This is a genomic window from Curtobacterium sp. NPDC087080, assembly GCF_044745105.1.
Lineage (GTDB): Bacteria > Actinomycetota > Actinomycetes > Actinomycetales > Microbacteriaceae > Curtobacterium.
The window spans coordinates 435,871-458,302 of the sequence record NZ_JBIUZP010000004.1; the positions used below are offsets into that span (position 1 = coordinate 435,871).

The window sequence follows — 22,432 nt, forward strand, 5'->3', positions numbered from 1 at the left end:
CGCATCGACCTGGACGCGCTCCGACCTCGCTTCTACGCTGGTCTCACCGGGTTCACTCACAGGGTCCCGTCGTCACGATGCCCTCGCGGTCTGCGAGGTCTGGCACAGCGGGACGACCCGGTCGGATCCGAGGTGAGCAACACCTCGATGAAGGGCTGGTCCTCATGACCGCCACGTACCCGTGCTCCACGCACCTCGACTTCCCGGCGGGGCACACCCGCACCCCTGTCTCGACCTTCGCCACCACGACCCTGCAGGTCCTCTCGTGACGCCCCGCCCGACCGAGGACTGGCACCGTCACGGCATGCGCTCCCCCGAGGAGGTCGCCGAGCTGATCGCCGACCGCGTCGGGGGCACCTCGGACGCCGCGGTGCCCGCGGGTGCCGAGCACGACGAGCCTTCGTACGCGGACTTCCTCGGCGAGCAGGTCTGACGCGGCGGACCGGCCGCCAGGTCTGACGTGACGGCCAGGCCCGCCGCGGTCCCCCGGACGGGGGACTCGCGGCGCGGCGCACCTGCGTGCATGATCCTCCGCAAGGGCTCGGTGCCCCGTCCCGTCTCACCAGCGGGACCCCGGATCAGGGAGGACCCGACGTGCACGACCACGACACCCATCCGTTCGACCGCCACGTCGGCCCGCCGCACGTCGAACGCTTCCGGCTCACCCGGACCGACGAGATGCTGCGCGTGGTCTGCACGTGCGCGATCGGCGCCGACCACGACAACACCATCCGGCACCCCACCACGCCCACGGTCGCCTGAGTCCAGCGGGTGAACGCCAGCCGCGTGCTCCCGGTGAATCCGGTCCTGCGCGCAGGACCAGCGCGATAATCGAGGCGTGCGTGAACTCCAAGCCACCATCGCCGCGGACCTCGACGTCCGGCCGACCATCGACCCCGAGCAGGAGGTCGCCCGCCGCGTCGCGTTCCTGCGCGACTACCTGACCACGACCGGCGCGAAGGGCTACGTCCTCGCGGTCAGCGGCGGCCAGGACTCGACGCTCGCGGGGCGACTCACCCAGCTCGCGGTCGAGTCCCTGCGCGCCGAGGGCCGCGAGGCCGAGTTCGTCACCGTCCGGATGCCGTACCGCGTGCAGGCGGACGAGGACGACGCGCAGCTGGCCCTGCAGTTCATCGCGGCCGACCCGGGCATCGTCGTGAACATCGAGCACGGTGTCGACGGCGTGGTGCAGGACACCTCGGCCTCCGGCGTCGCGCTGAGCGACTTCGTGAAGGGCAACGTCAAGGCGCGCATGCGGATGGTCGCGCAGTACGCCGTGGCCGGACAGCGTGGGCTGCTGGTCGTCGGTACCGACCACGCGGCCGAGGCCGTGACGGGCTTCTTCACCAAGTACGGCGACGGCGGCGTCGACCTCACGCCCCTGACCGGACTCACGAAGAGCCAGGGGCGGCAGCTCCTCGAGCACCTCGGTGCGCCGGCACGCCTGTACGAGAAGGCGCCGACCGCCGACCTGCTCGACGACCTGCCCGGGCAGACGGACGAGGCGAACCTCGGGCTCACCTACGTCGAGATCGACGCGTACCTGCAGGGGCACGACGTGCCGGACGATGTCGCCGAGGCGATCGAGGCTCGGTACCGCGCGACCGAGCACAAGCGTCGCGTGCCCGCGACGCCCTTCGACAGCTGGTGGCAGCAGGGCGCGTAGGCGCGCTCCACGGAACCACACGACGGGAGGCGGTGCAGGTCCGACCTGCACCGCGCCTCCCGTCGTGTCCCGGTGGGATCAGCCCCGGTCGCGCCCGTCGTCGTTGCGTCGCTGTTGGGTGCCGGCGTCCTCGCGGGTGTCGTCGCTGCGGTCGTCCCGGCGGTCGTCGCGGGGGTCCGTGACCGCTCCGCCGTCCGCCGACTCCTGCGGCTGACCCTGCAGCGCCTCGCGCTCGGCCGCCAGTCGCTGCTGCCAGACGACACTGCGTGCTGCGCCCTCGAGCACGTCCTCGACCTTGCCGCCCGTCTTCGCAGCGAGTGCCCCGCTCAACCCGGCCGTGAGCGTTCCGCCGGCCGCTGCGAGCCGCTCGACGATCTCCTCCTGCCGGGGCGTGAGCGGCTCGTCGACCATGCTGTCGACGGTCTCGCGGATGTTCTCCTCGCTGGCGTCGAGCGAGGCGTCGTCCCCGGACTGCAGGGCGGCGGCCTCGCCGACGATGACGAGTCCGAGCCGTGCGGCGTCGTCCTCGGGACGGGGGCGTTCGTTCTCGTCGGTCATGGCGGGGACGCTACGCCCCGGCCGGTGTGCGACCGTCAGCCCGCTGTCCCCCCGGTTCCTCGTGGACGTCCCGGAACGACGAACGACCCCGGACCGTCCCGGTCCAGGGTCGTTCGAGTCCGTACCCGGCGCCCCCGCGTCGGTCAGCGGAACGCCGCGGCGATCAGCGGCGCGCGCCCCGACCGGCGAAGCGGGTGTAGAGGAACAGCACGATGACGGCACCGATGATGGAGCCGATGATGCCGGCCGGCTGGAAGAAGCCGTCCATCGGGTCGTGCTGGAAGATCAGGAAGCCGAGGAAGCCGCCGACGAACGAGCCGATGATGCCGAGCACGATCGTCATGAGGATCGACATGTGCTGCTTGCCGGGGATGATGAGCCGGGCGAGGGCGCCGGCGATGAGGCCGATGATGATGAGGCTGATGATGAGACCGAGCACGGTGTCCTCCTTGTGTCAGACCCGCCGTGGTCCGGGGGTGTCCGCGGTCGTGGTCGGCCCCGATTGAACTCCGGTCTTCCCCAGCGTGTTCACAGCCTGCGTGGAGGCACAGCCTCGGCTGCCGGTCAGACCGCCCCGGTGGCCTCGAGCTCGGCCTGCAGTTCGGCGTCCGAGGGCTCGACGAAGTGCTTGCCGTTCGGCAGCACCACGACGGGGATGTTCTTGCGGCCGCTGATCGCCTCGGCACGGTCGGCTGCGGAGAGGTCGGCCTCGACGTCCACGTAGTCGTAGTCGACCCCGAGCCGGTCGAGGAGCGCCTTCGACCGTCGGCAGTCGCGGCACCAGTCCGCGCCGAACATGGTCACCTTGTCGAACGTCGCATCAGTCATGTCCTCACAGTACGTCCGACGGCAGCCGGACATTCCCGCGGTCCGCCGTCGCCGACACCAGGCCGACCCTCGTGCCCCCTACGATGGCCCCATGCCGCAGCGACCCGACCCCGAGCGGGCCGCCTGGGCCTCCGCGGCCGTCCGCCGCTTCGCCGCGGCGACCAACCTGCTCGTCGCCGGCCGGACCGTCCGCGTGCTCGGCGGTGACCCCCGCGACGCCGCCGCGCTCGTCGCGCTGCTCACCGGGCTCGGCGCACGCACCACCACGGGCCGGGACGCCGCTGATCCCGGACCGGTCGACCAGCTCTGGTGCCTCGGCGACCCGGAGGAGTCGACGGTCGCCGTCGAACGCGAGGCGGACCGCCCACGCGGCAGCACCCTCGTGGTGGTGGACGCCGGCCGGTACGTCCCCGCGGTCGACGAGGACGCCTTCGGCCCGGTCACCCTAGCCCGCCCCGGAGTGCTCGCCGTCCCGACGCTCTCCGACGACGTCTTCCTCGTGTCCACCGGACGGGAACCGGAGGACGACCCGGCCGCCGAGGCGCGCATCCGCTGGGCTCGCCGGCACATGCCGGTCGCCCGCACGATCGCCGCGGGACTCCGCGACGGCGGACTGCTCCGCGGCACCAGGGTCGGCGTCGCGATGGTCCTCGAGCCGAAGACCGCCGTGCTCAGCCTGCTCCTGCGCGACGCGGGTGCCGACGTCGTCGTGTACGCCCACGCCGACGAGACCGACGACGCGGTCGCCGACGTGCTCCGCCGTGCCGGGTTGCCGGTCCACGCGGACAGCACCGCGTCGCTCGCCGAGCAGCACCGCCTCGCCCTCACGATGCTCGACTCCCGTCCGCACGTGCTCCTCGACGACGGCTCGCACCTGATCCGCCTGGCGCACCAGGAGTGGCCGGAGCTGCTGCCGACGATGCTCGGCGCTGCTGAGGAGACGACGAGCGGCCTCCGGCCCCTCCGCCTCATGGCCGACCGCGGAGCGCTCGGCATCCCGGTGGTCGCCGTGAACGACGCCCGTACCAAGACGTGCTTCGACAACCGGTTCGGAACCGGTCAGTCGACGGTGTTCGCGACCCTCGACCTGGTCGACGCGCTGCCGTCCGGCGCGCACCGGGCCCGGCCGGGAGGCTCGGCGGTCGTCGCCGGCTTCGGTCCCGTCGGCGAGGGGGTCGCCCAGGTCCTCGTCGCGCTCGGCTTCCGGGTCACGGTCGCCGAGGTCGACCCGGTCCGCGCCCTGCAGGCGCGCTTCGCCGGGCACGCGGTCGCACCGCTCGTCGACGCGGTCCGCGATGCCGACCTCGTGGTGAGCGCCACCGGGGTCGCGGACACCGTGGACCACGAGGTCCTGCGGGCCTGCGCCGCCGGAGCGGTGGTGTCGGTCGCCGGTGGTGTCGACGACGAGGTCGCCCTGACCGTCGCGGACGGCGCCGGCGCGGTCCGGACGACCGTGGCGCAGCACGTGGAGCGCCTGACCTGGCCGGACGGCCACCACGTGCTCGTCCTCGCCGGGGGCAGCGGGGTGAACACGAGCGCCGCCGAGGGCAACCCCGTCGAGATCATGGACCTGTCCTTCGCGGTGCAGCTCGGCGCCCTGCGGATGCTGCTCGAGCGGGGTGACGAGCTCCCGCGCGCCGTCGTGCCGGTCGACCCGTCGGTGGACGAGGCGACCGCCCGCGTCGCGCTCGCCGCGTGGGGGAGCCGGGTCGCGCCTCCCGGTCGGATCGCCGAGCAGCCCGCCGACCGCGAGCCGGATGTCCGGACGCACCGCTTCGGGACGCCCCGGTGACGGCCACGTCGGTCGTGGTGCACTCGGCGCGCGTCGTCGTGCCGATGACGGCGCCGCCGATCGCCGACGGGGCGGTCGCGGTGCAGGACGGACGGATCCTGCACGTCGGCGACCGGTCCTGGGTGGTCGACCAGCTCGACGCCGCCGGACGGACGTGGACGGAGCGTCGCTGGAGGGGTGCCCTCCTGCCGGGTCTCGTCAACGCCCACACGCACCTGCAGTACACCGGCATGTCCGGTGTCGGCCAGCGGCAGTACGCGGGGTTCGAGGACTGGGCGGCCGCGTTCAACGTGGACTACGCGCTCCCGCACGACTGGCGCGCGGAGGCGTCCGCGGGTGCCCTCGCGTCGATCGCGGCGGGCGTCACGAGCATCGCGGACGTGGTGACCGACATCGAGGCAGCCGACGTCCTGCAGCAGCACGGCCTCGGCGGCATCGCCTACTGGGAGGTCATGGACTGGGAGAACGCGGCGTGGGAGTCCCACGGGCGCGCCCAGGTGCTCGACGAGCTCGCCCGCATCCCGACCACGCCCGGAGCCGGGCTGTCGCCGCACGCGCCGTACTCCCTCGACGTGGCACCCCTGTTGGAACTGCCGGACATCGTCCGCCAGCGGGGGCTCCGCCTGCACCTGCACCTGGGCGAGGCGGCGTTCGAGGGGGAGCGGGTCGCGCTCGGGCCGGTCCCCGGGCTCGAAGGGGTCGACGGCATCGGGCACACCGCGGACTGGCACCTGGCGAACGTGCCGTCCTTCCGGGCCATGCGCGCGCTCGGGTTCGGCGCCAGCGCCACCGCGTTCGTCGACCGTCTGGGGGTGCTCGGACCCGACTGCCACATCGCGCACGGCGTCTACGTCACGGCCTCGGACCGGGCGCTGTTGCGGGCGCGCGGCACCGCGGTCGCACTCTGCCCGCGGTCGAACGCCGTCATCGGCCTCGACCCACCGCCCGTCGCGGACTACCTGCGCGAGGGCAGTCCGATCGCGATCGGCACCGACTCGCTGTCGTCGTCGCCGTCCCTCGACCCGATGGCCGACGTCACGGCGCTGCACCGGATCGCCCGGGCCCAGGGCTACGGGCACCGGGACCTGCACGAGCGGCTGCTCGCAGCGGCGACGCTCGGCGGCGCCCACGCGATGGGTCTCGCCGTCGGGCCCGACCGCGTCGGACACCTGGCCGTCGGGGCACGTGCCGACCTGGCCGTGTTCGACGTCGACGCGCGGACCGTGCCCGATGCGCTCGCCGAGCTCGTCGAGGACGGGGCCGGCCGCATCGTCGCGACGGTGATCCGCGGCGTCGTGCGCGCCACCGACGGCACCGTGCACCCGGCGGCGCCCGCTGCCGTCCCCGCGCTCGCGCCCGCTGGCGTCCGTGCTCCCGCTGGCGTGCCTGCTCCTGCTGGCGTGCCTGCGCCGGCTGCCGTCCCCGACCCCGTCCGTCCCCAGGAGGAACGATGACCGACACCGCACCCCGCCCCGGCATGGTCGCCCGCCGCACGGTCGGCGGCGACCTGGTCGAGTGGCTCGACGTCCCGCAGCGCGCGGCCGCCCTCGGCATGGAGCCGCACCCCGAGGGCGGCTGGTACGTCCGCACGTGGACTTCGCCCTCGACCGTCGAGACCCCGGCGGGCGATCGCCCCGCCGCGACCCTGATCCACTTCCTGCTGCCCCCGGGCGAGGCCTCGGCCTGGCACCGCGTGACGAGCGACGAGATCTGGATGTGGCACGGGCCGGACACCGTCGTGCTCGAGCTCGGCGGGTCCGGCGACCGTCCGGAGCCCGGCGACCGCATCACCCTCGGCCCGGACGCCGGACGACACCGGCTGCACGACGCCCAGGCCTTCGTGCGCGGCGGCGTCTGGCAGCGCACGCTGCCCGGGGACGGCGAGGCGCTCCTCAGCTGCATGGTCTCGCCGGGCTTCTCGTTCGACGACTTCACGATGGCGGACGGCGCTTCCGCTCCCGAGTAGCGAGCGTTCATCCGCTTCGCGCTGGTATCCCAGTCCGAAGTACACTGCGACTGCCCCCGACCCTCCTGACGAAGGCCACCCCGTGACCCGCACCCGCCGTCTCTCCCTCGCCGTCGCCACCGCCGCGGCCGCCGCCCTCGCGCTCGCCGCCTGCTCCGCCGGTGGCAACACCGGGAGCGACGGCACCGTCACCGACGGCAAGCTCACGATCGCGACCGGTCAACCGGCGTACTCGCCGTGGGTCGAGGACGACGACCCGCAGTCCGGCAAGGGCTTCGAGTCCGCCGTGGCCTACGCCGTCGCGAAGGAGATGGGCTACGCGAAGGGCGACGTCGTCTGGAAGCGCAGCACCTTCGACAGCGCCATCGCCCCCGGCCCGAAGGACTGGGACCTCAACGTCCAGCAGTTCTCGATCGACGCGAAGCGCAAGAAGGCCGTCGACATGTCCACGCCGTACTACACGACCACGCAGGCCGTCGTGACGACGAAGGACTCGAAGGCCGCGAAGGACACCACCGTCGCCGCGCTGCAGGGGGACACCATCGGCGTCGCGTCCGGCTCCACGAGCATCAGCTCCGTGAAGGACGTGCTCGGCGTCACCCCGCAGGTGTTCAACTCGAACGACGACGCCGTGCTGGCGCTCAAGTCGGGTCAGATCGACGCCATCGTGACCGACCTGCCGACCGCGTTCTACATGTCCGCCGCGCAGCTCGACGACGGCACGGTGTCGGCGCAGTTCCCCGAGGACGGCTCCGGCGACCAGTTCGGCTTCGTGCTGCCGAAGGGCTCCGCGCTGACGAGCAAGGTCGACGAGGCACTCAAGGCCCTGGAGCGCGACGGCACGCTCGCCGACCTGCAGACGAAGTGGCTCTCCTCGGAGACGAACACCCCCGTCCTGAAGTGACCCGGTGACCGCCCCAGCAGGTGCCGGCGCCCCGGTGACCGCCCCGGCGCCGAGCCAGGTCGAGCTGGAACGCCGGCTCTACCGTCGGCAGCGCGGCCGCCGCTCGGTCGTCGTCTCGGTCGTCTCGACCCTCGTCGTGATCGCGGTCGTCTGGCTCGGCGTCGTGAACACCCCGGGCTGGGCTGCGGTGCAGCAGTCGTTCTTCGACCCGCAGACCGCGATCGACACCTTCCCGGCCGTCCTGCTCGGGCTCTGGTTGAACATCCGGATCCTGTTCTTCAGCGCGATCGGCGTCGCGGTGCTCGGGACCCTGCTGGCGGTCGTGCGCGGCCTGCGGAACCCGGTGTTCTTCCCGCTGAGGATGCTCGCCACCGCGTACACCGACCTGTTCCGCGGGCTGCCGCTCATCATCGTGCTGTACCTGGTCGGCTTCGGCATCCCCGGGCTCGGCATCTTCCCGCGGCAGCCCCCGGAGGTCTGGGGCACCATCGCGATCGTGCTGACCTACTCGTCCTACGTCGCCGAGGTGCTGCGGGCCGGCATGGAGGCCGTGCACCCGTCCCAGCGACTGGCCGCCCGGTCGCTCGGCCTGTCCCACGCCGGGACGCTGCGGCTGGTCGTGCTGCCGCAGGCGATCCGCAAGGTCACCCCGGCGCTCATGAACGACTTCGTCTCGATGCAGAAGGACGTCGGCCTGGTGTCGATCCTCGGCGCCGTCGACGCGGTGCGGAGCGCCCAGATCGCACAGGCCGAGACCTACAACTTCACGCCGTACCTCGTCGCGGGGCTGCTGTTCGTCGTGATCAGCCTCCCGCTCATCCGGGTGACGGACGCCATCGCGCGACGGCAGCAGCGTCGCGAGCAGATCGGAGGGACGGTGTGAGCGAGTCGGTGGTCCTGGAACTGCGCGGACTGCGCAAGACGTTCGGCGAGCACGAGGTCCTGCGGGGGATCGACCTGACCGTGCACCGCCACGAGGTCATCTGCGTCATCGGGGCCTCCGGTTCCGGCAAGTCGACGCTGCTCAAGACGGTGAACCTGCTCGAGGGCATCGACGACGGCGAGATCCTGCTCCAGGGGACGGACATCGCCGACCCGCGCACCGACGTCGACGCCACCCGCGCCCGGATCGGCGTGGTGTTCCAGCAGTTCAACCTGTTCCCGCACATGCGTGTGCTCGACAACGTCACGCTCGCGTCCCGACGGGTGCACGGCATCGCACGGGGCGAGGCCGAGGCCACCGCCCGTCGGCTGCTCGAGCGCATCGGCCTCGCCGAGTTCGCCGACGCGTACCCGGACCGGCTCTCCGGTGGGCAGCAGCAGCGCGTCGCCGTCGTCCGGGCGATCGCGACCTCGCCGGAGCTGCTCCTGCTCGACGAGGTGACGAGTGCCCTCGACCCGCAGCTCGTCGGCGAGGTTCTCGACCTCGTCCGTGAGCTCAAGGAGCAGGGCGCCACGATCCTGATGACGACGCACGAGATGTCCTTCGCGCGGAACGTCGCCGACCGCATCGTGTTCCTGCACCGCGGCGAGGTGGTCGAGCAGGGCGCACCGGCCGACGTGCTCGACCGACCGCAGCACCCGGCGCTCGTCGAGTTCCTGTCCCGCGTCCACGCCTGACCCGCCCGGCTGCCTTCCCGTATGCTCGCTCCGTGCGAAATACCAGATACTCGTTCGTCCGGATCTGTGCCCTCGGAGCAGCGGCGTTCCTGACCGTGCTGGCGCTCCCCGCCGTGGCGCAGTCAGCTTCTGCTGGCGGCCAGACTCCGGGAAGTTACGTCGACTACGACTTCGATGGACCAACGAGCGGCTTCACGCAGGAACAACAGCTCGACGTCAGCCCCGGGGACGCGAACGCCTACTGGTCCACGCAGTTCGGTCTCACCAAGACTGCCGGCGGATACATCGGGATGCAGACCTTCAAGAACGGGTCCGGTCTGTTCCTGATGAGCATCTGGGACTCGACGGACGGCGTCCCGGGCCCAGAAGCCGAGTGCATCACCTTCGCCGAGGACGGCTCCGGACAGAGCTGCCGTATCGAAGGCCTCCGTCCGGAGATCGGACACCGCTACCGGACCACCTTCTCGATCGACGCCGATGGTCGGGCGACCGGATCGATCGACGACCTCACGACCGGTCGTCACCACCTGCTCGGGAGCGTACAGACCACTGCCCACAACCAGGTCGAGTCCCACATCGGGAGCTGGACCGAGTACTTCGACTGGAACTCGAGCCAGGCACGCTGTGAGGACGAGGCCTACTCGAAGATGACGGTGACGAACCCGGTGGCCTCCGGTGGTCGACCGGCGGCACGGACCTCCACGCACACCAGCGGAACGTGCGCATCCTGGACCGCCGTCACGGCGCAGGGGAACGAGACGGTGCAGGAGAACGGGCTCGGGAACTCGTTCGGCGGACGCATCACGGAGCCGGCGGGTCGTTGTCTCGACGTCCAGGGCGGCTCGGTGAACGCGTCGAAGGTCGACTTGTGGGACTGCAACGGGGGCGCGAACCAGAACTGGGTGCACGCGAAGGACGGGTCGCTGCACTCGCTGTACAAGTGCCTCGACGCGAACGGGACGACCGTGGGCTCGGCAGTCACACTGTGGACCTGCAACGGTGGTACGAACCAGCAGTGGGCGATCGTTGACGGCCGCATCACGAGCGTGCGGAGTGGGCTCTGCGCATCGACGTCGCTCTCTGCCGGCTCCCCGGCGACGCCCGGCCTCACGCTGCAGGACTGCGACGCGGCGACACGCTTCGGTGTGCCGGGTGAACCCCTCGAGGTCATGCACTCCGACGAGCGCTGCCTCGACCGGTTCGACCACGCAGCTCGGAACGGGGCGCCGGTCGGCCTCTGGTCGTGCACCGACGGGGAGAACCAGCACTGGAAGGCCGGCGCCGACGACAGCCTGCGCACCGCCGGAGTCTGTCTCGACGCGAACGGGGCGACAGTCGGGGCGGCGGTCACGGTCTGGTCGTGCAACGGCGGCTCGAACCAGGGCTGGCGTCCCATGTCGAACGGCGCACTCCAGAACGTGCGGAGCGGTCTCTGCCTGACGGCAGATGACACAGGGTCCGTGCTGGGCGACTGTGCCACGGCAACGCGCTGGACGTGATCGACAGTTGCGACGCCGACCGTCGGGCCACGTCTTGCGGAGGTGTCGCGCACGCTGGCGCTGCGCGGGGCTAGACGGCGAGCAGCACCTTGCCGATGACCTCGCCGTCGCGGACCCGGCGGTGTGCCTCCGCTGCCTCGGCCAGCGGCAGCACCGAGTCGACGACCGGTCGGACGCTGCCGTCGGCCACGAGCGGCCAGACGTGCTCGCGGACGGCGGCGACGATCGCGGCCTTCTCGTCGAGCGGCCGGGCACGGAGCGTGGTGGCGCTGATGGTCGCGCGCTTCGGCATCATCGCGCCGAAGTCGAGTTCGCCCTTCTGCCCGCTGCCCGCCGCGATCACGGCGATGTGCCCGTTCGGCGCGAGCACCTCGAGGTGCTTCGCCAGGTAGTCCGCCCCGACGACGTCCAGCACGACGTCGACCCCGCGGCCGTCGGTGAAGTCGAGAGCCCGCTCGACGAAGTCCTCCGTGCGGTGGTCCACCACCAGATCGGCCCCGAGCTCCCGGGACGCGCGGACCTTCCGCTCCCCACCGCTCGTCGCGATCACCCGCGCGCCGAGCGCCTTCGCCCACACCACGGCGTGCGAGCCCATCCCGCCCGTGCCGCCGTGCACGAGCAGGGTCTGCCCGGGTCGGAGTCCCGCGATCATCCCCACGTTCGAGTACACGGTGCAGGCCGCTTCGGGCAGCCCCGCGGCCTCGACCAGGTCCACCCCGGCGGGCACGGGCAGCACCTGCGCCGCGGGCACGGCCACGAGTGTCGCGTAGCCTCCGCCGGAGAGCAGCGCGCACACCCGGTCGCCCACCGCGAACCCGTCGACGCCGTCACCGAGCGCGCGGACCGTGCCGGAGACCTCGAGCCCGAGCACCTCGGACGCCCCGGGCGGCGGCGGGTAGTTGCCCGCGACCTGCTGCAGGTCGGCGTTGTTCACCCCGGCCGCCGCCACCTCGACGAGGACCTCGCCGGGGCCCGCCACCGGTTCCGGGTGCTCGTCGAGTCGGAGTCCGCCGTCGTGTGCCGTGATCGCCTGCATGCCTCGACGCTACGCCGGACCCGGCGGCACCCTGCACGGTCGACCTGTAGCGTCGGAGCGGATCCGCGCCCGTCCGGGAGCGCGGACGTGGACAGGGGGACACACATGCCCAGGAAGACCATCGCCGTCGCGACCGCGGCGCTCGCCGTCGCACTGCTCGCCGGCTGCTCGGCCGGAGGCTCGGGGGCCTCGGACGACGACGGCGCCGCGGCTGGTCCGTCGGCGAGCTCGGCGAGCGCCGCGCCGGGGTCTGCGACGCCGAAGGCCGCGTCGCAGACCAAGGAAGCGGCGTGCACCGTGTTCCAGTCGAAGGTCGAGGACGCCGCGAAGGACCTGCAGGAGCAGTCGACCGAGTTGCAGGCGGACCCGGCGGCCGCGCTGGCGAAGCTGGACGAGCTCGACCAGTCCGTGGCCGAGGGGGTCTCGTCGGTGCAGAACGCCGAGGTCAAGCCCAAGGCGGAGGCCTTCCAGGCCGCGTACCGCGACCTGCTCACCCAGGTCGAGGCGATCACCCAGGACCCGGCTTCGGCCGACACGACGGCGTTCTCGGCGTCCGTGCAGGGGCTCGAGACCGCGAGCAACGACTTCCGCACGGTCTGCCCGCTGTCCTAGCCGGACGCGCACGACGACGCCCCGCCCACCGATCGGTGGACGGGGCGTCGTCGCGCGGGGGGGGGGGGGGGCGGTGCGGATCAGGCCGCCGGACGGGCCGCGTCCAGCCGGGCGACGTCCTCGTCGCGGAGCTTCACGGTCGCCGCGACGACGGAGTCGAGGATCGACTGCGGTCGCGACGCCCCCGGGATCGGGATGACCACGTCGCTCTTCTGCAGCTCCCACGCGAGCGCCACGACCTGCGGGGACACGTCGCGCTCGCGGGCGATGACGGCGAAGTCCTCGTACGCGGTGCCCAGGTCGGCCGCCTTCGCGATGCCGCCGAGGGGGCTCCACGGCAGGAACGCGATCCCGAGCTCGTCGCAGAGCTCGAGCTCCGGCTCGCTCGACCGGAACGCCGGCGAGAACTGGTTCTGCACCGAGGCCAGTCGGCCGCCGAGGACCTCGTTCGCCTCGCGGATCTGGTCGGGGTCGGCGTTCGAGATGCCCGCCATCCGGATGACGCCCTCGTCGAGGAGCTCCGCGAGCGCCCCGACCGACTCGGCGTACGGCACGGACGGGTCCGGCCGGTGGAACTGGTACAGGCCGACAGCGTCGACGCCGAGCCGCTTCGCCGAGGCCTTCGCGGCCTCCTTGAGGTACTCCGGCCGACCGTCCTGCGCCCAGGCGCCCGGCTCCGGCCGCAGGTGTCCGCCCTTCGTCGCGACGAGCACCGCGTCGGTGTCGCCGTGGAACTCGCGGATCGCCTTCGCGATGAGCTCCTCGTTGTGCCCGACCTCGTCCTTCGCCGCCTGGTGGTAGGCGTCGGCGGTGTCGATGAGCGTCACGCCGGCCTCGAGGGCCGCGTGGATGGTCGCGATCGCCTGTCGCTCGTCGGGGCGCCCCTCGATCGACATGGGCATCCCGCCCAGTCCGATGGCGCTGACCGACACGTCTCCGATGACTCGTTGCTTCATGCGCCCAGCATGCGCCGCACGACCGGTCCGACACCCAGCGTGCGTCGTCCGGACAGGACGGCCGGGAGGCACGTGGCGGCCCCGCCACGGGCCTCCCGTCCGTCAGGTGCGCCGCTAGGGGAGCTGCAGGGCGGTCACCTGGCCGGTACCCGTCGTCGGACCGGTGGCCTGCGCGAACACGACCCCGCCCCAGGTGACGACCACGATCGCCAGGACGAACCCGAGCGCGGCGATCCACCACGACGAGCGTCGCCGCACCCAGGCACCGATCGCGAGCACGACGGTGGCGACCCCGATCACGAACGACCCGCCCGCGGCGATGGCCGCACCACCGAGGAACCGGCCGGGCGAGCACCCGGTGGCCGCGTCGCAGCCCGCGGTGGCCGACGCGACCGCGATGATCCCGATGACCACGGTGAGGATCGTGAGCAGGACACCGGCCGCGAGCAGGAGCACCGTCGACACCCGGTCGGCGATCCGACCGGCCGGGAACAGCGTGGTGCCGCCGCGGACCCACTCGGCGCGCTCGGTGCTGCCCGGGCCGGACTGCGGACCGGACGGAGGGGACGGGTTCGACCAGGTCATGCGACCGGTCTACCGCGCCTCGACGCCGAAGGCCCGGGCGAGCCGCTGGATCTTCTGCGCGCGGCCGAGTCGCGGCAGGTCGGAGCCGTCGCGGATGACCTGCCCGCGGGCCTCGAAGTCGTCGAGGAAGTCCTGCGCCCACGCGACGTCGGTCGGCGTCGGGGAGATGACCTCGTTGATGACGGGCAGCTGCTCCGTGTCCAGGCAGAGCTTGCCGGTCAGGCCGAGCGACACCGCCACCTGGGACTGCTCGCGGAGGATCGCGTGCGCCGAGCCGACCGTGGGGCCGTCGATCGGACCGGGCAGGTCGCCCACGCGCGAGGCGACGACGAGCCGCGAGCGCGGGTAGGCCATGGCGAGCGTGTCGGCCGAGGTGCCGGTGTCGCGGCGGTAGTCACCCGAGCCGAACGCCAGGCGGAACGCGCCCTGGGCCTTCGCGATCGACGTGGCCTCCTCGATCCCGAGCGCCGACTCGACCAGGGCGATCACCGGGGTGTGGCCGCCGAGCCGGTGCCACGTGTCGGTGACCTGCGCCGGGGACTCGGTCTTCGCGAGCATCACGCCCTGCAGGCCCGGGAGCCCGCGGAGCTCCTCGACGTCGTCCGCCCAGAAGTCCGTCGTCACGTCGTTGATGCGCACCCAGGCCTCGCCGCCGCCGGCGAGCCACGAGGCCACGGTCGTCCGGGCGCCCGGCTTCGCGGCGGGGTCGACGGCGTCCTCGACGTCGAGGATGATCTGGTCGGCGCGCGACCGCTGGGCCCGCTCGAAGCGGTCGGCGGCGGTGCCGGGCACGAGGAGCCACGACCGGGAGATCTCGGCGGGGACCGACCGGCGCCGGTCCGGCCGGGCCGACGAGGGTGCAGGGGCGGACGGGGCGGTGCGGTCGTCGATGGCCATGCCCACGTTGGTACCACACCGGCTGGTCGGACGAGGTGCCGGGCCCGCACGGAAAGCCGGAAACGTCGGGTCATTGCCAGGGAGGCCGCTCGCTTCCGCCTACAGTGTCGGATGTGTGGCGAGACAGGGTGACCGACGGCGCGGACGAAGCGGATGACGACGTCCCCGTCCAGGGCGCCGACGCGCCCACGGGCGGACGCGAGCAGCGGGAGGGCGACCGGCCCGACGAGCCGGACCGCACCCTGCGGCCGGAACTGCAGCTCACGAGCCCGCAGGCGATCAGCCTGGGTGACCCGCGCCTCCAGGCCGGCAACGCCGCCGAGCCGACGTGGGACGCCTGGCGGACACAGCTGACCGGTGTCGGCGGCACCAGCCCGCTCACGCACTTCAGCGATCACCCGCGCGCCCGGATCGAGCTCTCCACCACGCACCCCGGCGGACTCGCACAGTTCATCACCGGCAAGACCACGCTCCTGTCGAGCCTGATCCGCGACGAGGTCGCCCTGCGTGCCGCGCGTGTCGCCGCCGCCCAGGTCGAGGCGAAGGGCACCGAGCTCGCCACCGTGCGCGGCATCGACGCGGTGAAGCTCGGCATCGGCATGGCCGACTGGCAGCACGGCGACGAGCACTTCCGCGGCCCGGTGCTGCTCCGTCCGCTCGCGATCCGTCGGCACGGCCGTGACTTCGAGGTCCGCCTGCTCGGCGAGCCCGTGCTCAACCCGGGTCTCGCCGACGCACTGCACGAGCAGTACGGCGTCATCCTCGACGCCCAGTCGTTCGTCGCGCTCGCGCAGCAGGACGGCTCGTTCACGCCGAACCCCGTCATCGACCGGCTCCGCGGCCTGACCGCGCACATCCCCGGGTTCTCGGTGCACGCGCGCCTGGTCGTCTCGACCTTCGCCGAGGTCGCCAGCGGCATGGTCGAGGACACCGGCGACCTGTCGCACCCGGTGCTCGACGCCCTCGCCGGGAACCCGAGCGCGAAGTGGCAGGTCGAGCAGTCGTACCACCCGGTCGAGCAGACCCCGTCGGACGAGCGCAGCCCGGAGACCGACACGCTGCTGCTCGACGCCGACGACGAGCAGGAGAACGTGATCGCGCAGATCACGGCGGGCAACTCGATCGTCGTGAAGACCCTGCCGGGCACCGGCGGCACGCAGACGATCGTCAACGCGCTCGGCGGCCTGGTCGCCGCGAACAAGCGCGTCCTCGTGGTGAGCCCGCGCCGGGCGACCCTGCGGGGCATCTCGGCGCGCTTCGCCGAGGTGCAGCTGCCGGGCGTCGCCGTCACGCCGGGCACCCTGCGCCGCGACGTCGTCCGGGCCATCGCGCGGAACGAGAAGGCCGCGCGCCCGAACCTCCGCGAGGTCGACGACGCCCTGGTCCGGCTCCGCAAGGTCCTGACCGACTACCGCGGCTCGCTGACCCGCGTCGACCCGGACTTCGGCGTCTCGGTGCTCGACTGCCTGGTCGAGCTGTCACGCCTCTCGCTCCTGCCGGTCCCGCCGTCGACCACCGCGCGCCTGTCCAAGCGGTCCGTGACGAGCATGGTCGCGGGGCGTTCGCGCGTCGCCGAGACGATGGTCAGCGCCGCCAACCTGGGCGAGTTCCGCTACGGCCCGGACGACTCGCCCTGGTACGGCGCGAAGTTCGGTTCGAGCGACGGCGCGCAGCGGGCGCACAAGACCGCGAAGGACCTCGACGCCGACGGCCTGCCGACGCTCCTGCGGCGTGCGCACGACCTCGTGGCGTCGACGCACATGCGGCAGTTCACGACGATCAACGAGCTCGGCATCTACCTCCGCCTGCTCACCGAGATCCGGGACACCCTCGACCGCTTCCTGCCCGTCGTGTTCGACCGGTCGGTGTCGGAGCTCGTCGCCGCGACCGCCCCGCGCGGTGAGGGCGCCCCGATGTCGTCGACCAACCGTCGCCGGCTGAAGAAGCTCGCCCGCGAGTACGTCCGCCCGGGCGTGCACGTGTCCGACCTGCACGAGGCGCTCACCCGTGTGCAGCAGCAGCGTGTGCTCTGGCAGCGCTACGTCGCCGCCGGCGTGAACCCCGAGGTGCCCACCGGCATCGGTGACGTGCAGGTGCTCTTCTCGAACGTGGTGCAGGACCTGGCCCGGCTCGACGAGCCCCTCGGCCGGACCGCCCGCGACGAGCAGCTGGCGAACCTGCCGATCGACGAACTCGTCCCGACGGTCGCCCGCCTGGCGGAGGAGTCCGACGTCCTGCACAACCTGCAGGAGCGCACCGAGCTCATGCAGACCCTGCGGGACCTGCAGCTCGAGCCGCTCATCACCGACCTCGCGAACCGCCACGTGCCGGACACCCAGGTGCCGGCTGAGCTCGAGCTCGCCTGGTGGCAGTCCGCGCTCGAGACGATGCTCGAGTCCGACCGGGCGCTGCTCGGCGGCAACACCGACATGCTCGACCGGGTCGAGGCCGACTTCCGGCTCGTCGACGACGCGCACGCGGCCGGGGTCTCCCAGGGCCTGGCGTGGCAGCTCGCCGAGAACTGGAAGGTCGGACTCGTCGACTGGCCGGACGAGGCCACGGCGCTGAAGACGCAGCTCAAGGAGGGCGCGATCACCTCGCGCCTGCTGCAGGACTCCGCGCCGCACCTGTCCCGGTCGATCGCCCCGGTGTGGCTCGCGTCGCCGTACGAGGTGCCCGAGATCGCCGACACGATGCCGTTCGACACGGTGATCCTCGTCGACGCCGGTGCCGTCACCATCGCCGAGACCGTCGGCGCCGTCCGTCGTGCCCGCCAGACCGTCGTCTTCGGCGACCCGGTGACGCAGACGCCGTCGCCCTTCCGGACCGCCGTCGACCCCGACCACCGCGCGCTGCAGGTGAACGAGGGCACCCTCGACGCCCTGCACGCCGACTCCGCGCTCGCGAAGCTCTCGACGCTCCTGCCGACCCTGTCGCTCACGCGGTCGTACCGCGCCGGCGGCGAGGACCTCGCCGAGCTCGTGAACCGTCGCTTCTACGGCGGGCGCATCGAGTCGCTCCCGTGGGCCGGCTCGTTCCTCGGGCACGGCTCGATCGCGATCGACTACGTCAGCGACGGCAAGGCCGTGCCGGACCCCGATTCGGGAGCGGTCGAGAGCGTCGACGCCGAGGTGGACCGCGTCGTCCGGCTCGTCACCGAGCACGCCCGGACCCGGCCGACCGAGTCGCTCATGGTGATCACCGCGTCGGCGAAGCACGCGGTCCGCGTGGAGCAGGCCGTCCTCACCGCCGCGCAGGGCCACAAGGACCTCACCGAGTTCGTCATCGGCGACCGCGCCGAGCCGTTCATCGTCGCGACGCTCGAGCAGTCGGTCGCGCAGAGCCGCGACCGCGTCGTGTTCTCGATCGGCTACGGCCGGACGCCGCACGGGCGCGTGCTGCGCGACTTCGGTCCGCTCGGCAAGCCCGGCGGGGAGCGCCTGCTCGCGGTCGCGATGACCCGGGCGCGCCGCTCGATGGTCATCGTCACGTGCTTCCAGCCGTCGGACATCGAGGCCGAGCGGATGGGCCACGGTACGGTCGCGCTGGCCGAGATCCTCGCCGAGGTCCGCGCCCGCACCGCCGCCGAGTACGTGCCCGACGACTCCGACCCCCTGCTCGTCGACCTGGCCCGACGCCTCGAGATGCGCGGCATCCCCGTCGCGCTCGGGCACCGCGGCAAGCTCGGCCTGGTGGCTGCGCACGGCGGCGTCTGCGTGACGATCGAGACCGACGCGTCGCTCGTCCGTGGCTCCCTCCGCGAGTCGCTGCGGCTCCGTCCCGAGGTGCTGCGTCGCCTCGGGTGGCACTACGTGCGGGTGCACGCCTTCCAGCTGTTCTCCGACCCGGACCGCGTCGCGGACACGGTGGCGTCGGTGCTCGGCGTCGACCGCGGTGCCACGCAGGAGATCTCGATCCCACCGATCCCCGCCCGCCGGTGAGCACGTCGGATCTCCGCCCCGGCGTGCCCACGTCGGGCCCAGCGCACCGGTGAGCGGGTCCCGGCGCGCGTCCCGCGCGGCCGGTCCGGTGACGGCGGGGACGGACCAGCTGGTGGGCTCGTGGACGCGGGCCGACGACGTGACGGAGGCCGAGCCTCCCGTCCGCTCCGCGGATGAGGCTGCCGGAACCGGAACCGGAACCGGAACCGGAACCGGAACCGGAACCGGAACCGGAACCGGCACCGGTGCTGGTGCCGGCGCCGACACGACCGGTCGCCCGGGAGGCGCGCCCCGCCGCACCAGGCGCGTCACCACCGCGCCGGTGCCGGGCTACGACCCGGCCGCGCCGGAACCGGCCCGCCACCGCGACGGCGAGAACGACGCCCAGCTCCTGCGCGACGTGCCCCCGCACTGGTGACGGGTAGCCTGGGGACGATGACTGACACCGCGCGGCAGCGACCCGACTGGCAGACGTGGCCGAACCTGATCACGCTGGTGCGCTTCCTGCTCATCCCGGTGTTCATCGGCTTCGTCGTGTCCGGGCACCCCGGGTGGGCGCTCGTCACGCTCGTCGTCCTCGGCGTCAGCGACTGGGCGGACGGCTTCATCGCACGACGGTTCGACCAGGGCTCGAAGCTCGGCAAGGCCCTCGACCCGATCGCCGACCGCCTGGCGATCATCGCGATCGTGCTGTCGCTCGTGCTCGTCGGGCTGCTCCCGTGGCCGAGCGTCGCGATCATCGTCCTCGTGGACGCGGTGCTCGCGCTGCTGTCCGGCCTGTGGTTCCGCGGCAACCCGGACCTCGACGTCACGTGGACCGGCAAGGTCCGCTCGGCGCTGCTCTTCGTCGGCCTGCCGCTGCTGCTGTTCTCGTCGACGTCCTGGGCCTCGCAGCACGACTGGATCCGCGTGCTCGCGCTCGTGTTCGTCTGGGCGGGCACGATCGGTCACGTGGTCGCCGGCGTGCAGTACGCCCGGGCCCTCGCCGCGAAGCACCGCGCCGTCGCCCGCACCGCCTGACGACCCCGCCCGGTCGTCCCCCTCCGCGGAACGCAACGCGGGCGGCTCCTCGCAGCGGTGGACCACTACGAGGAACCGCCTGCGTTGCGTGTTGCGGTGCGGCCCGCGGCTAGAGCTTCGTCGAGCCGGCGATCCCCGGACCCTCGGGAGCGGTCGACGGTGCGACGTGCGCGCCACCGCCCGAGTCCGCTGCGACGCCGTTCTGCGTGCGGAGCAGGTCGCGGATCTCGAGCAGCACCTCGACGTCGGTCGGCGGGACGTCCTGCGGCGTCTGCTGCTCGTCGTTCTTCACCCGCTCGAAGGCGAGCTTCTTGAGCCGGTTGACCGGGACCACCAGGGCGAAGTACACCACCGCCGCGACGATGACGAAGTTCAGGACCGCGCCGATGATCGCGCCGAACAGGATCTTCGCCGAACCCCCGGAGACGGTGGGGATCGACACGATGAGCGCCTTGTCCAGGCTCGACGCGTTGAAGACCGCGCCGATGAGGGGGTTGATGAGCGAGTTCACGATCGCGGTCACGATGGCCGTGAACGCCGCACCGATGACGACCGCGACCGCGAGGTCGATGACGTTCCCGCGGAGCAGGAACTCCTTGAAGCCCTTCACGCGGGCCTCCTTCCGTGTCGAGGAGACCCCACCGTACCGACGGGGACGAACCCTCGTCAGGAGGCGCTGGGTGCGGCCGGCTTCGACTCGGTCTTCTTCGGCTCCGCCTTCGCCGGCGTGCTCGACGACGTCGACGAGCCCGACGACCCCTCGCTCTTCGGGGTCGACCGTGAGTCGGTGCGGTAGAAGCCGCCACCGTTGAAGGTGACGCCGACCGGCGAGAACACCTTGCGCAGGGCGCCGCCGCACACGGGGCACTCGGTCAGGGTGGCGTCGGAGAACGACTGCTTGACGTCGAAGGCGTTGTCGCACTCGGTGCAGCGGTACGAGTAGGTGGGCACCCTAGCTCCGGAAGGTGATGATGCGCGACGGCGTGATGATGCCGTCGACGGGTTCGTCGTGGGCCTCGCGCGGGACCTCGTCGAGGTACTCCGCGTCGAAGATCACAGCATAGACGGGCGGCCGGTTCGCCATCGACCCGAGCGTCTTGTCGTAGTAGCCCCGGCCCCAGCCCATCCGGCACCCGTCGTGCCCGACCGCCGCGGCCGGGGTGAGGATCGCGTCGACGTCGCCGAGCGCGAGCGGGGAGAGCACCTCGCCGACGACCTCGGGCATGCCGTGCAGCCCCTGCTGTTCGGAGACCCCGTCGCCGACGGCCCAGTCGAGCAGGCCGTCCTCGCGCGTGATCGGCAGCAGCACCCGGACACCCTGCTCCTGGGCCCACCGCAGGAAGGGTCGGACGTCGGGCTCGTCGGGCGCCGACAGGTAGAGCGCGAGCGAGCGCACCTGCCGTTCCTCCACGAAGCGCTGCAGCGTCGCGGTCAGGTCCGTCGTGTCGGTGTCGCGCTCCGTCGTGGTCCGGGTGCGCCGCCGCTGCCGGAGTTCGGCTCGCAGGGCGCGCTTCTCGTTCCCGAGGTCGGCGGTCATGGCGGGGAGTCTAGCGAGTGCGGGTTTGCGGCATCCCGCCGTGGCTCGCGCGATGCCGTGTCCCCCGAAAGGCCCATGTCCTGGCTCAGTGGCCGTCCGGTACGTTCGTCGGCATGGGCTTCCAGATTTCGAAGGCGGTGATCCCGGCGGCAGGGCTGGGCACGCGCTTCCTCCCCGCGACCAAGGCGATGCCGAAGGAGATGCTCCCGGTCGTCGACAAGCCGGCGATCCAGTACGTCGTGGAAGAGGCCGTGACCGCCGGCCTGACCGACGTCCTGATGATCACCGGGCGCAACAAGAACGCGCTCGAGAACCACTTCGACCACGTGGCAGAGCTCGAGGAGACCCTCAAGAAGAAGGGCGACCACGAGAAGCTCCAGAAGGTCAACCAGTCGACCGACCTCGCCGACATGCACTACGTCCGCCAGGGCGACCCGCTCGGTCTCGGGCACGCGGTGCTCCGCGCCAAGATGCACGTCGGTCGCGAGCCGTTCGCGGTGCTGCTCGGCGACGACATCATCGACGCCCGCGACCCGCTGCTCAAGCGCATGATCGAGGTCCAGGGCGAGAAGAACGCCACGGTCGTCGCGCTGCTCGAGGTCCCGGAGTCGCAGACCCACATGTACGGCATCGCGACGGTGGAGGAGACCGACACCGACGACGTCGTGAAGATCACCGGCCTGGTCGAGAAGCCCCCGCAGGGTGAAGCCCCCTCGAACCTGGCCATCATCGGCCGCTACGTCATCCGCCCCGAGGTCTTCGACGTCCTCGAGAAGCAGGAGCCGGGCAAGGGCGGCGAGATCCAGCTCACCGACGCGCTCATGAAGATGGCGGGCGCCGAGGAGTGGACCGGCGGCGTGTACGGCGTCGTGTTCCGTGGACGCCGGTACGACACCGGTGACAAGCTGGACTACATCAAGGCGATCGTGCAGCTCGCCTCGGACCGCGACGACCTCGGCCCGGACCTCAAGGCCTGGCTGAAGGACTTCAACGCGGGAGAGTAGCCACCCCGTCA

The 22,432-nt window shown here is 72.3% G+C and carries 24 protein-coding genes; 14 read left to right on the plus strand and 10 right to left on the minus strand.

Annotated elements, in window-relative coordinates:
* Positions 1 to 304: 304 nt before the first annotated feature.
* The 3 genes from ACIPEQ_RS13690 to nadE all read left to right on the plus strand — a co-directional run bounded on the left by ACIPEQ_RS13690 (position 305) and on the right by nadE (position 1,666).
* On the plus strand, positions 305 to 433 hold the full coding sequence (locus ACIPEQ_RS13690) for a hypothetical protein (RefSeq protein ID WP_402715586.1): 129 nt from the start codon (positions 305 to 307) through the stop codon (positions 431 to 433).
* A gap of 161 nt (positions 434 to 594) precedes the next feature.
* Positions 595 to 762, plus strand: coding sequence for a hypothetical protein (locus ACIPEQ_RS13695; RefSeq protein ID WP_153257448.1), 168 nt, complete (start codon positions 595 to 597; stop codon positions 760 to 762).
* 76 nt (positions 763 to 838) lie between these two features.
* Positions 839 to 1,666 (plus strand): ammonia-dependent NAD(+) synthetase, encoded by an 828-nt coding sequence (nadE, locus tag ACIPEQ_RS13700; RefSeq protein ID WP_250367981.1) that lies wholly within the window; start codon positions 839 to 841, stop codon positions 1,664 to 1,666.
* Between the two features lie 78 nt (positions 1,667 to 1,744).
* On the opposite strand, the gene ACIPEQ_RS13705 is transcribed toward nadE, so the two are convergent.
* From ACIPEQ_RS13705 to ACIPEQ_RS13715, 3 genes are all read right to left on the minus strand, one after another.
* Positions 1,745 to 2,224 carry a hypothetical protein gene (locus ACIPEQ_RS13705; RefSeq protein WP_402715587.1) on the minus strand — a complete coding sequence of 160 codons (480 nt, stop codon included), beginning with the start codon at positions 2,222 to 2,224 and terminating at the stop codon, positions 1,745 to 1,747.
* Between the two features lie 163 nt (positions 2,225 to 2,387).
* Positions 2,388 to 2,663: a GlsB/YeaQ/YmgE family stress response membrane protein gene (locus ACIPEQ_RS13710; RefSeq protein WP_066656492.1), complete on the minus strand. Its 276-nt coding sequence runs from the start codon at positions 2,661 to 2,663 to the stop codon at positions 2,388 to 2,390.
* Positions 2,664 to 2,788: 125 nt separating this feature from the next.
* Positions 2,789 to 3,052, minus strand: coding sequence for a glutaredoxin family protein (locus tag ACIPEQ_RS13715; RefSeq protein WP_058749273.1), 264 nt, complete (start codon positions 3,050 to 3,052; stop codon positions 2,789 to 2,791).
* Between the two features lie 91 nt (positions 3,053 to 3,143).
* Between ACIPEQ_RS13715 and ACIPEQ_RS13720 the strand changes: the two genes are divergently transcribed.
* The 7 genes from ACIPEQ_RS13720 (at position 3,144) to ACIPEQ_RS13750 (ending at position 10,833) form a co-directional block, all read left to right on the plus strand.
* Positions 3,144 to 4,844, plus strand: a complete 1,701-nt coding sequence (locus ACIPEQ_RS13720; protein ID WP_402715588.1) for an adenosylhomocysteinase — start codon at positions 3,144 to 3,146, stop codon at positions 4,842 to 4,844.
* On the plus strand, positions 4,841 to 6,298 hold the full coding sequence (locus ACIPEQ_RS13725) for an amidohydrolase family protein (RefSeq protein ID WP_402715589.1): 1,458 nt from the start codon (positions 4,841 to 4,843) through the stop codon (positions 6,296 to 6,298). The genes ACIPEQ_RS13720 and ACIPEQ_RS13725 overlap by 4 nt, the downstream gene beginning before the upstream one ends.
* Complete coding sequence (locus ACIPEQ_RS13730; protein WP_402715590.1) at positions 6,295 to 6,810, plus strand: cupin domain-containing protein; 516 nt, start codon at positions 6,295 to 6,297, stop codon at positions 6,808 to 6,810. Before ACIPEQ_RS13725 ends, ACIPEQ_RS13730 begins: the two co-directional genes overlap by 4 nt.
* An 82-nt stretch (positions 6,811 to 6,892) precedes the next feature.
* Entirely contained in the window at positions 6,893 to 7,714 is an 822-nt protein-coding gene (locus ACIPEQ_RS13735; protein ID WP_402715591.1) for an ABC transporter substrate-binding protein, read from the plus strand.
* A gap of 4 nt (positions 7,715 to 7,718) precedes the next feature.
* On the plus strand, positions 7,719 to 8,597 hold the full coding sequence (locus ACIPEQ_RS13740) for an amino acid ABC transporter permease (RefSeq protein WP_250367976.1): 879 nt from the start codon (positions 7,719 to 7,721) through the stop codon (positions 8,595 to 8,597).
* The gene (locus tag ACIPEQ_RS13745) at positions 8,594 to 9,334 is read left to right on the plus strand and encodes an amino acid ABC transporter ATP-binding protein (RefSeq protein ID WP_126892000.1); all 741 of its coding nucleotides are present in this window, start codon (positions 8,594 to 8,596) and stop codon (positions 9,332 to 9,334) included. Before ACIPEQ_RS13740 ends, ACIPEQ_RS13745 begins: the two co-directional genes overlap by 4 nt.
* 32 nt (positions 9,335 to 9,366) lie before the next feature.
* A complete protein-coding gene (locus ACIPEQ_RS13750) occupies positions 9,367 to 10,833 on the plus strand; it encodes a ricin-type beta-trefoil lectin domain protein (protein ID WP_402715592.1) in 1,467 nt (488 codons plus the stop codon).
* Between the two features lie 70 nt (positions 10,834 to 10,903).
* Here the strand turns inward: ACIPEQ_RS13750 and ACIPEQ_RS13755 are convergent, their stop codons facing one another.
* Positions 10,904 to 11,869: an NAD(P)H-quinone oxidoreductase gene (locus tag ACIPEQ_RS13755; protein ID WP_402715593.1), complete on the minus strand. Its 966-nt coding sequence runs from the start codon at positions 11,867 to 11,869 to the stop codon at positions 10,904 to 10,906.
* Positions 11,870 to 11,974: 105 nt separating this feature from the next.
* Between ACIPEQ_RS13755 and ACIPEQ_RS13760 the strand changes: the two genes are divergently transcribed.
* Positions 11,975 to 12,481, plus strand: coding sequence for a hypothetical protein (locus tag ACIPEQ_RS13760; protein ID WP_402715594.1), 507 nt, complete (start codon positions 11,975 to 11,977; stop codon positions 12,479 to 12,481).
* Between the two features lie 80 nt (positions 12,482 to 12,561).
* On the opposite strand, the gene ACIPEQ_RS13765 is transcribed toward ACIPEQ_RS13760, so the two are convergent.
* The 3 genes from ACIPEQ_RS13765 to ACIPEQ_RS13775 all read right to left on the minus strand — a co-directional run bounded on the left by ACIPEQ_RS13765 (position 12,562) and on the right by ACIPEQ_RS13775 (position 14,919).
* The gene (locus tag ACIPEQ_RS13765) at positions 12,562 to 13,437 is read right to left on the minus strand and encodes an aldo/keto reductase (RefSeq protein ID WP_209680258.1); all 876 of its coding nucleotides are present in this window, start codon (positions 13,435 to 13,437) and stop codon (positions 12,562 to 12,564) included.
* Positions 13,438 to 13,551: 114 nt separating this feature from the next.
* The gene (locus tag ACIPEQ_RS13770; RefSeq protein ID WP_402715595.1) at positions 13,552 to 14,022 is read right to left on the minus strand and encodes a DUF6264 family protein; all 471 of its coding nucleotides are present in this window, start codon (positions 14,020 to 14,022) and stop codon (positions 13,552 to 13,554) included.
* A 9-nt stretch (positions 14,023 to 14,031) separates the two neighbouring features.
* Positions 14,032 to 14,919 carry a CoA ester lyase gene (locus ACIPEQ_RS13775; RefSeq protein ID WP_174234740.1) on the minus strand — a complete coding sequence of 296 codons (888 nt, stop codon included), beginning with the start codon at positions 14,917 to 14,919 and terminating at the stop codon, positions 14,032 to 14,034.
* Between the two features lie 242 nt (positions 14,920 to 15,161).
* Here ACIPEQ_RS13775 and ACIPEQ_RS13780 point away from each other — a divergent pair, with 242 nt between their 5' ends.
* Entirely contained in the window at positions 15,162 to 18,860 is a 3,699-nt protein-coding gene (locus ACIPEQ_RS13780) for an AAA family ATPase (protein WP_402715618.1), read from the plus strand.
* A 435-nt stretch (positions 18,861 to 19,295) separates the two neighbouring features.
* On the plus strand, positions 19,296 to 19,880 hold the full coding sequence (locus ACIPEQ_RS13785) for a CDP-alcohol phosphatidyltransferase family protein (protein ID WP_209823859.1): 585 nt from the start codon (positions 19,296 to 19,298) through the stop codon (positions 19,878 to 19,880).
* Between the two features lie 109 nt (positions 19,881 to 19,989).
* Here ACIPEQ_RS13785 and mscL read toward each other — a convergent pair whose 3' ends face one another.
* The 3 genes from mscL to ACIPEQ_RS13800 are packed head-to-tail and all read right to left on the minus strand — an operon-like array spanning position 19,990 to position 21,417.
* Positions 19,990 to 20,490 carry a large conductance mechanosensitive channel protein MscL gene (gene mscL / locus ACIPEQ_RS13790; RefSeq protein WP_402715596.1) on the minus strand — a complete coding sequence of 167 codons (501 nt, stop codon included), beginning with the start codon at positions 20,488 to 20,490 and terminating at the stop codon, positions 19,990 to 19,992.
* A gap of 56 nt (positions 20,491 to 20,546) precedes the next feature.
* The gene (locus ACIPEQ_RS13795) at positions 20,547 to 20,831 is read right to left on the minus strand and encodes an FmdB family zinc ribbon protein (RefSeq protein ID WP_209823860.1); all 285 of its coding nucleotides are present in this window, start codon (positions 20,829 to 20,831) and stop codon (positions 20,547 to 20,549) included.
* A 1-nt stretch (position 20,832) separates the two neighbouring features.
* Positions 20,833 to 21,417 (minus strand): 5-formyltetrahydrofolate cyclo-ligase, encoded by a 585-nt coding sequence (locus tag ACIPEQ_RS13800; protein ID WP_126891992.1) that lies wholly within the window; start codon positions 21,415 to 21,417, stop codon positions 20,833 to 20,835.
* 113 nt (positions 21,418 to 21,530) lie between these two features.
* Between ACIPEQ_RS13800 and galU the strand changes: the two genes are divergently transcribed.
* Positions 21,531 to 22,421 (plus strand): UTP--glucose-1-phosphate uridylyltransferase GalU, encoded by an 891-nt coding sequence (galU, locus tag ACIPEQ_RS13805; protein WP_126891991.1) that lies wholly within the window; start codon positions 21,531 to 21,533, stop codon positions 22,419 to 22,421.
* The last annotated feature ends 11 nt before the right edge of the window (positions 22,422 to 22,432 follow it).